Below are 246 nucleotides of genomic sequence, written 5' to 3'. Positions count from 1 at the left end.
ATGCCCGCTTCTGCTGATCTTTTGCTTTACTGTGAAAAGCTTGAAGACGATATTCGAACTACTGTTAAAGGGATATTTACCTCACTCGATAGACCAGAGATTAAGCCGAAAGGAGAACCTATTTCTGCTGAAAAATGGGATAAATTGATGCAAATGCTTGAAAAACCGAAGATTGGGTTAAATCCTTTTCAGTGAAAAGTGCTGATCTTTTTGGATTAGATATGCGTTTAAATCAACAAAAAGGCA

The 246-nt window shown here is 37.0% G+C and carries 1 pseudogene; it reads left to right on the top strand.

The annotated features are described in order from the left end of the window. Positions 1-195, top strand: a pseudogene (locus tag ACFINS_RS10105) (hypothetical protein); the annotation flags it as partial. Positions 196-246: the final 51 nt, after the last annotated feature.

It is taken from the genome of Bartonella sp. AA2SXKL (genome assembly GCF_042197205.1).
In the GTDB taxonomy this organism is placed as follows: Bacteria; Pseudomonadota; Alphaproteobacteria; order Rhizobiales; family Rhizobiaceae; genus Bartonella.
The sequence above is the reverse complement of the archived record's forward strand: the minus strand, read 5'-3'. Positions and strand labels throughout refer to the sequence as shown.